Origin of the sequence: Staphylococcus croceilyticus, from assembly GCF_002902575.1 — a bacterium.
Lineage (GTDB): Bacteria > Bacillota > Bacilli > Staphylococcales > Staphylococcaceae > Staphylococcus > Staphylococcus croceilyticus.
Genome location: NZ_PPRD01000052.1, coordinates 1 through 7,467 on the forward strand (window position 1 = coordinate 1; position 7,467 = coordinate 7,467).

The window sequence follows — 7,467 nt, forward strand, 5'->3', positions numbered from 1 at the left end:
GCTTTATCCATACTGTACCTCCATTTAAATTTTAAGTTATTAAATATATTGTACTATACTTACCAAATAATAAATATTAACTTAGAATTAACATCTAATTACTTTTAAAAAGATTATGTAAATCAATCGTTAATAAGCTTAATATTACTTAGTTTCTCTAAGTATGTTTATGATCTATCAAAAATATTAAGTTCTTGGTCATCAACGCTAGTAGATACAAATAGCTTCTCATCATATAACTTAGTATTATCTTTATTTGATATGATATTTATTTCAGCTAAAATGCGAAAAGTACCATTTGATAATGGCTCAACGATTGAGATTTCGTCGTTATTTTCTTGAATCATTAACGATCTTTGTGAATGATTATTGATTTTCCAATTTGAATTAGACATGTGATCACCTTTTCAATCAAAATAAAACTACGTTAGTAACGCTCTAACGTAGCATTAAGTTTACCCAAAGCTTCTTTCAATTTCAGTAAAAGCTTTATTAGTTACTTTAATATTATCAATTCTATCTGCTGATATGTCGCCCTCTAAATAACCATGGTCGATAAGTACTTTACAGTTTTCTAAGAAATCACTGTATTCTCTATCGCAAAAATAATCATCTTGGGCAGTGATACTATCTTTAAAATCATTTGCTTCTGCTTCACTTTGCCCACTGTTAGAACGCTCCATATATAATTTATAAAATTTAGCGATAGTATATTTTTGTTCTTTAGTAAAATCGTCTAACATTGTAATTCCTCCCCTAATAATAGTTATTTATACCCAATTTTTGCATAATAGGAAACCTATAAATTATTAATTTTTAGTGGCAAATAACTTTATTATTTGGCATCTTTAATACCTTTATTAACAGCTTTCGCAAATTTATAAAATGTCTTTGTATAATTATCTGAATTGCTTCTAGTTTTCTGGTTCAAATTTTTATTTTTGAAAAATAAAGCTCTTTGTCCAGTAGTTAATTCAAGTTGAACGCCTGACTCTTCATCATCTCTGTTAATGATATTGTCTGAAGACATAGCTTCGATGCCTTTAGGACTCTTTTGAACTGTAAAACCTTTATCTTCAAGTGAACGTTTTATAGATTTGGCTAGTTTTTTATCTTGTCCACCCACGTAAACGATTGGATCTTCACCGGCATAGCCATGGATTGAGATGGTTTCATCAGTATGTTTTAACATCTTTTCAAGCGTAGGCTCATTAAAAACGGTTGAAGTAATATGCAGTTTTTCATTATGTTCAGGAAGACGTCCTTCAAAAGAATAGAAATCGTATTTGCCAATATTAGCGATACGTCTAGCTAATTCAGTAGTTCCAGGTTCAATACCGCCCCCATGAATAGCAGTAACTAATATATGGTTATCTTTACGATTTTGTTTAAGAATGCGCCAATCTTTGCCTTCAGTCGTATGTTTAGCTAAATCTTCAAAACTTGAATAATAATCTGACGAAGAGGAATTTTGTTCTTTATGTGTTTTATATATGATGAAAGAAATAATAATTGCTAAAAAAATTATGATAGCGAGAAATAAATAATATAGTTTAGAGTACCAATTATTTCTTTTGTTCATGTTAGAGCCCCTTATTAAAAATTTTAAAATGATAGAAAAGTTTTTTGTTAATTTAATTAATTGTTTATTATATATTACTTATTTTTATATCACAAATATTGTTTATTTTAAAAAAGAAAGTAAATAGTAAGGTAGGAGGTAATATTATGAGTGATATACATATTGAAAAAGGACGTCCTCAACATCAAGAGGGGGGACAATTGACTTATGCAGCCATAGATAACATGGCTGAAGTTATATTAGGAAAGGCAAATAAAAAAGAAATTGAAGCGGATTTACAAAAATTATGGAAAAATCGTGCAAACCGATTTAGCCATGAGTTCTCATTTGTGGCAATACAAGATGAGACAGTTCTAGGTGCCATTACATGCGGGCCACTTGAACAAATAGAAAAAGCAATGACGCCGACAGTACTTCAAATTATTTCAATGAATAAATTAAAGCCATTTCTTTCGATTGCTAAACATCCTAAACGTTTCTATGCACTTGTCTCAATGGAAGAGGGACAAGAGGATGAATACCATATTAGTATGTTAGCTACCATGCCTGATGCCAGAGGTAAAGGTGTAGGGGGCAAATTATTAGATTATGCTAAACAACAAGCGCTTGAAAATGGGTTTAATAAAATATCACTTACTGTCGTAAAAGATAACGACAAAGCTGTAAGATTGTATAAAAAGCAAGGCTTTGAAATAGTAGGGAATATCGATCATCCTCCATTCCATTTATATCAAATGAGAAAAAAATTGAAATAGAATTTCTAAGTTAACTACTTTTTATAGTTATTTAATATAAATTATAAAACATCTATTTTTATAGAATTTACTAGGTAATCTATCTTTAAGTGTTTACTTAATTTATACATTAAGTTCACTGTTTTTTTACATAAATGTGATAAATATTAAGTGAATAGGATGTGATATAAAATGAATAAAGACTTACTAAAAAGATACTTTGAAAATAAGGATTTCAAAGCTATTGCAGTCATTGTTGGTTCAAAGAAAATGGTGTTAGAAAATGATATTCATTTAGACTATGAAAATGAGGTAATTATCTATCCGCTTAAAAATTGTACGCGTATTATTCCGTTCAGTTCTATTTCTTATATTGATTTATTAGAAGAAAATGAGCATTTTATTAATTACTTTAGAGAAACAGTCTAACTATCACAAATAGGTTAATTAGCGTTTTGCGAAGAGAATGACAAATTAAAAAGGCGGGAAGAAATCACTTATGAATTCTTCTCGCCTTACTTTCTTATAGATTTAATATGTTTTAACTAATTTGAGTCGGTAATCATCCGTAAAATTATCTACTAGGGCATAAGGTGAAATAATAAGTAAACCTTGATCGTTTACTGCATTCTTATTTACACCATATTTATAAGCTTGATAGATAATTTTTGTACAATAGGTAAAACGCTCGCTTTTAGGATTGATTGTAACTAAGTATGTCTTATCGCTATCTTTGTAATGTTGTCTTGCCCAATTAGCAGCTTCTTGACCAGCTCCAGCTTTAGAACATCGATAGACTTTAATCCAGTCATCTTTATCTTCTCCAAAACGTTCTTTAAATGAGTCAAACGATTCAGTAATAGGTTTCTGTCCAGGGCCTTCAATTTGTAAAACTGTGTCATGATCCAGTGCAATACTAGAATGGCCAAAGAATCCAAATAATACTGGACCTTTAGTTAAAATAATATCTCCAGGTTGTAATTCGAAATCATCATTTTTAGAAGAAGAGGTTGTTGAATAACCAGATTGAGCATAGGTGCTAAATGATATACATAACCATCCAAATAATATGATAGAAAAAATTTTAAGAATAAGTCGTTGATTGAACGTCACTTCAATTCTCCTCAATTATATACGCTAAGTTATGAGTAATCTAAATTAAGGGAAAATAAAATATAGATATTAGATTTCTTGATTAACTTTAACTATAAAATACCAAAGATTAATACATATATTAATAAAGCAAAACCGAAAATATAAAATACTACTGTGAATCCTAGGTATGATTCTTTGCGTTCTTCTTTTTTAGATTTAAGCAGTAAGCCTAATATAATTGAGGCTGCTACCACGAAGAATATACCTAGCCATAGTAGAATGGTTAAATGTGTACTCATATTTTAAGCCTCCTGTAGTGTAGTTTAAAAGAAATTGTATATTAATGGATATAAGTAATATAACAATAAAACTATATTAATTAGAAAAATAATTTCGCTTACAAGATTTTTGGAAATAGCTACGGTACTTAAACTAACAATAATAATGATACCACTAACAATTAAACCAGGAATAAGCCAAAAAAAATCATCTAATTTAGGATAGTAGGTGACTATAATATTAAACCCTAAAAACGCAATTGTCATGACAATATTTAACCAAAATAGTTTGCTTGAATTCATGGGTGCCACCTCTTAAATTTTATAAAATCATTATTTTAATCATATCATTAATTAAGTACAGGGCAAACTTACTATCTAATCGAAATGCATGATATTTTTATAATGACTTAATTCTGACAAAATTTCCTATAAATAACGGCATAAAAAAACCGTCAACTAAGACATTTAAGCTTGGTCAACAGTAATATATTTCAATCTAAACGATAAATTTATATAAATGAATTATGTTAAAAATCTAATGTCAATTAGAAAGGGAGTTTGATATAAAAATAAATAGATAAATCACTATAAATGTTCACAATTTTGACATATTTATAAAAAAATAAAGTGGCCCCTTTAAATAATATAGTGATTATTTAAAAGTTACGTGGTTTAATATTTTTAAATGAACAATTAATTTTTGCACAATATATTAAACATGGTAATCAATTATTTATTATCAATAATTGTAATACATTAATAGTTAGAATATAAGTCGCACTATTAATATGAGTTTTCTTATATGAATTCAAAATATAAAGTAGGAAAACCTTTAAAACATTATAAAATTGATTAAACTGAGGAGGGTTATTATGACATTTTATGATTTTGTTATTGGTTTTATTAATGATGATACGCCTCTAGGAAGTTTAGCCAATTATATCGTGAATGATCACGATTTTCCAAAACACGAACATAATAACAAAGCAATTAGAGCTTATGTTATGTCAAATTATGTCGACCATCAGCTTATTGAAAGTGCTAACCGAGCTATTAGTTTATACAAACTAATTTGAGTGTGCATTGTACCAATTTTGTGTATTTAATGCCTTCCACACATCTTTTGTTTTAAAATTAATCTCATTATCCTTTATTGAAAATGGTTGAATAATATCTTTATCCATCCATGAATTGATAAGTTCACCTGGAACTCCATCTAGTAACATATCTGATTTACTTATAATAAAACATTCCCACTCTAATGAGAGCTTATTAGGATTAACATAACTATATTCATTATGATTGCTCATAATTAACACTCCTTTAGTATTTGTAAATCCTGTATTAATTTATACCCGTCTTAATAGGACTTAAACTACATAATTATTTTTTTGCCTTATATCATTTTTGAAAATTAAGAGATTAATGTATAATATTATTTAATTATAAAGTTTTAAGATATAGCCAAATTTAACATTAGTGGATTAAACGAGGATGTGACATAAAGAGCTTATGCACTGGGAAATCTATCAACGGCTTCCCCAAAGCAGGGTTTTCGGCAGCAGGGCCCCAACACAGAGAATTTCATTCAGAAATTCTACAAACAAAGCAAGTTGGGACTCACGACTCGACAAAATTTGAGAAACAATTTTGCTCATCGTTCGGTTCTGCTCAAATCCTAAACGCTTTTGTCCAGACCTCTTTTATTTTCAAAAATAAAAAATTGAGGTGTAGTTAATGTCTAAAACGCTTTATTTAATGAGACATGGTCAAACAATGTTTAATTTAAGAGGAAAAGTTCAGGGAGCAAGTGACTCTCCGTTAACTGAATTAGGGATTTCGCAAGCTCAAATAGCTGGACAATATTTTAAAAATAAAAGCATTAAGTTTGATAGTTTATATTCATCAAGCTCTGAGCGCGCATGTGATACTTTAGAAAATGTAGTGCCAAACACGCCTTATCAACGCTCTAAAGGATTAAAAGAATGGAGCTTTGGTTTGTTTGAAGGTGAAAGTGTAGATTTATTAACGGCGACGTGGGATAACAGCGATTTATTTGGTAATCGTTTAGTTGCGTTTGAGGGAGATTCTAGAGAAGAAGTAGAAAAACGTTTAAATCGTACGTTAACAGCAATGATGGAACAGTCAGAAGGTTCAACCGTTTTAGCAGTGAGTCATGGTACTGGCATTCAAGCTTTTTTAAGAATATGGATTGGAGATGCTGCAGCATCAGAAGTAGCTATAGGAAATTGTCATATATTGAAGTTTGAATATGACGATCATGAATTTAAATACATTGAAAAAATAGATCCAATTGAAGAAGTAAAACATTAGAGTTAAATAGCGTGAGCGTAAAGGTGAGATATGCGTAAAAGTATAATTATTCATTTTTACGCTCACTTTTTTTAATTTTAGAATCTAAAAAAGTATATGCCAAATCTTGGTAATAATGATGAATGCGACGATTAAAATAATCATACTTGATAGTTTGTTTAAAAGAAGAACAAGCTTACCAGATTTATCAATTTGACCTACTGTACGTCCAAGTACTGCTAAAAGGATAAACCATATCCAAGAAATGGAAATTGTCGCTAATGTAAATACAACCTTTTCAGAACCAAAATAAGCAGAAGCACTGGTGCCAATGACGCCGATAGTGTCCATAATCGCATGCGGATTTAATAAGGACACAGATAAAGCAAAACTAATTTGTTTGCGTGGTGAAAAAGTTTGATGCGATACCTCTATTGTTTGAGGAGAGGCGTGCCACAGCGTCCAGGCCATATAAAGTAAAAAAATTAGACCGATGATATAAATAATTAATTGCAACACAGGAATTGTGAGTAAGATGATTGAAACCCCTATAACCGCTAAAAGAATTAAAATTGTATCACACAAGCCTGCAGTTATAATCACAGGAATGACACGTTTAAACTTAGTGTGATTTGCCCCCTGATTGAAGATGAAAATATTTTGCGCACCTAATGGTAAAATTAAGCCCAGTGCTAATAATAATCCATGAATAATTGCCTGAATCAAAAAGACACCCCATCTATATTAACGCAGAATAATTAAAATTTTCCAAAAATTTAAATGTAACATTTATTATAATGTATTAATGGGAATTGGCTAGAGTGATTATTGATGTTACTAACGCATATTTATACGCATTTTTAAATATTCAAGTAATGTCGTAGAGTAGCCAATGAACATCGAAATATTCATCGCCGACTTTAGCCGAATTTTCCTCTAAACCTAACATTTCAAAGCCGAAAGAGGTGAAGAATATTTTGCCACTAATGTTATTAGAAGTGACGCAGGTCATTAATTTTTCAATCCCTTGTTCTTTCGCATAATCAATGACTTCACAGACTAAATCTTGAGCAATGATTTCATCTTCTTTATCTTTCAAGAATAGATTTTCAACAATAGCTTTATGCTCTCTTCCAATTTGTCTCATTTGACGTAACGTTACACAAGCTGCGAGTTCATTATCTTTAAATATGCCAAATATATTCCAATATTTATCATTTGAAGAGAGGATGTTGAGTAGATAATCATCCGTAACATGTTGGTGATAAAATTGATCCCAAGAAAATGTATAGGAATTATTTGCTAATAACGCTTTATAAATTTCTAAATCTTCAGTGTTAAGTATCCGAATATTAGCCATTATATCCTCCTCATATACCATATAAAACTTTTAATAATATAATTTGATAATAAAGTAATATTTAAAAACACGCAATCTAATTTTTAGTGACAAGTTTTTAAA

General features: G+C 29.7%; 13 protein-coding genes. 4 read left to right on the forward strand and 9 right to left on the reverse strand.

The annotated features are described in order from the left end of the window. Positions 1–167: 167 nt before the first annotated feature. The 3 genes from CD128_RS07270 to CD128_RS07280 all read right to left on the reverse strand — a co-directional run bounded on the left by CD128_RS07270 (position 168) and on the right by CD128_RS07280 (position 1,582). The gene (locus CD128_RS07270) at positions 168–395 is read right to left on the reverse strand and encodes a hypothetical protein (RefSeq protein ID WP_103329355.1); all 228 of its coding nucleotides are present in this window, start codon (positions 393–395) and stop codon (positions 168–170) included. Positions 396–455: 60 nt separating this feature from the next. Then, positions 456–743: a hypothetical protein gene (locus CD128_RS07275; protein WP_103329356.1), complete on the reverse strand. Its 288-nt coding sequence runs from the start codon at positions 741–743 to the stop codon at positions 456–458. A gap of 92 nt (positions 744–835) precedes the next feature. Then, positions 836–1,582: a poly-gamma-glutamate hydrolase family protein gene (locus CD128_RS07280; protein WP_103329357.1), complete on the reverse strand. Its 747-nt coding sequence runs from the start codon at positions 1,580–1,582 to the stop codon at positions 836–838. A 146-nt stretch (positions 1,583–1,728) separates the two neighbouring features. Between CD128_RS07280 and CD128_RS07285 the strand changes: the two genes are divergently transcribed. Both CD128_RS07285 and CD128_RS07290 read left to right on the forward strand, forming a co-directional pair. Continuing rightward, positions 1,729–2,337 carry a GNAT family N-acetyltransferase gene (locus tag CD128_RS07285; RefSeq protein ID WP_103329358.1) on the forward strand — a complete coding sequence of 203 codons (609 nt, stop codon included), beginning with the start codon at positions 1,729–1,731 and terminating at the stop codon, positions 2,335–2,337. Between the two features lie 171 nt (positions 2,338–2,508). Then, entirely contained in the window at positions 2,509–2,745 is a 237-nt protein-coding gene (locus CD128_RS07290; protein ID WP_103329359.1) for a hypothetical protein, read from the forward strand. A 102-nt stretch (positions 2,746–2,847) separates the two neighbouring features. Here the strand turns inward: CD128_RS07290 and lnsA are convergent, their stop codons facing one another. The 3 genes from lnsA to tsaA all read right to left on the reverse strand — a co-directional run bounded on the left by lnsA (position 2,848) and on the right by tsaA (position 3,992). Beyond that, the gene (lnsA, locus tag CD128_RS07295) at positions 2,848–3,444 is read right to left on the reverse strand and encodes a lipoprotein N-acylation protein LnsA (RefSeq protein WP_415239157.1); all 597 of its coding nucleotides are present in this window, start codon (positions 3,442–3,444) and stop codon (positions 2,848–2,850) included. Positions 3,445–3,521: 77 nt separating this feature from the next. Further along, positions 3,522–3,710, reverse strand: coding sequence for a type II toxin-antitoxin system toxin TsaT (gene tsaT, locus CD128_RS07300; RefSeq protein WP_103329360.1), 189 nt, complete (start codon positions 3,708–3,710; stop codon positions 3,522–3,524). A 24-nt stretch (positions 3,711–3,734) separates the two neighbouring features. After that, entirely contained in the window at positions 3,735–3,992 is a 258-nt protein-coding gene (tsaA, locus tag CD128_RS07305; RefSeq protein WP_103329361.1) for a type II toxin-antitoxin system antitoxin TsaA, read from the reverse strand. 572 nt (positions 3,993–4,564) lie between these two features. Here tsaA and CD128_RS07310 point away from each other — a divergent pair. Continuing rightward, positions 4,565–4,768: a sterile alpha motif-like domain-containing protein gene (locus CD128_RS07310; RefSeq protein ID WP_103297845.1), complete on the forward strand. Its 204-nt coding sequence runs from the start codon at positions 4,565–4,567 to the stop codon at positions 4,766–4,768. Here the strand turns inward: CD128_RS07310 and CD128_RS07315 are convergent. Continuing rightward, complete coding sequence (locus tag CD128_RS07315) at positions 4,760–5,002, reverse strand: hypothetical protein (RefSeq protein ID WP_103329362.1); 243 nt, start codon at positions 5,000–5,002, stop codon at positions 4,760–4,762. The genes CD128_RS07310 and CD128_RS07315 overlap by 9 nt on opposite strands. Positions 5,003–5,429: 427 nt before the next feature. On the opposite strand from CD128_RS07315, the gene CD128_RS07320 reads away from it, so the two are divergent. After that, positions 5,430–6,026 carry a histidine phosphatase family protein gene (locus CD128_RS07320; RefSeq protein ID WP_103329363.1) on the forward strand — a complete coding sequence of 199 codons (597 nt, stop codon included), beginning with the start codon at positions 5,430–5,432 and terminating at the stop codon, positions 6,024–6,026. Positions 6,027–6,110: 84 nt separating this feature from the next. On the opposite strand, the gene CD128_RS07325 is transcribed toward CD128_RS07320, so the two are convergent. Together CD128_RS07325 and CD128_RS07330 are read right to left on the reverse strand one after the other, a co-directional pair. Next, positions 6,111–6,731, reverse strand: coding sequence for a LysE/ArgO family amino acid transporter (locus CD128_RS07325; protein ID WP_103329364.1), 621 nt, complete (start codon positions 6,729–6,731; stop codon positions 6,111–6,113). Positions 6,732–6,873: 142 nt separating this feature from the next. Next, on the reverse strand, positions 6,874–7,365 hold the full coding sequence (locus CD128_RS07330; protein WP_103329365.1) for a GNAT family N-acetyltransferase: 492 nt from the start codon (positions 7,363–7,365) through the stop codon (positions 6,874–6,876). Positions 7,366–7,467 lie beyond the last annotated feature (102 nt).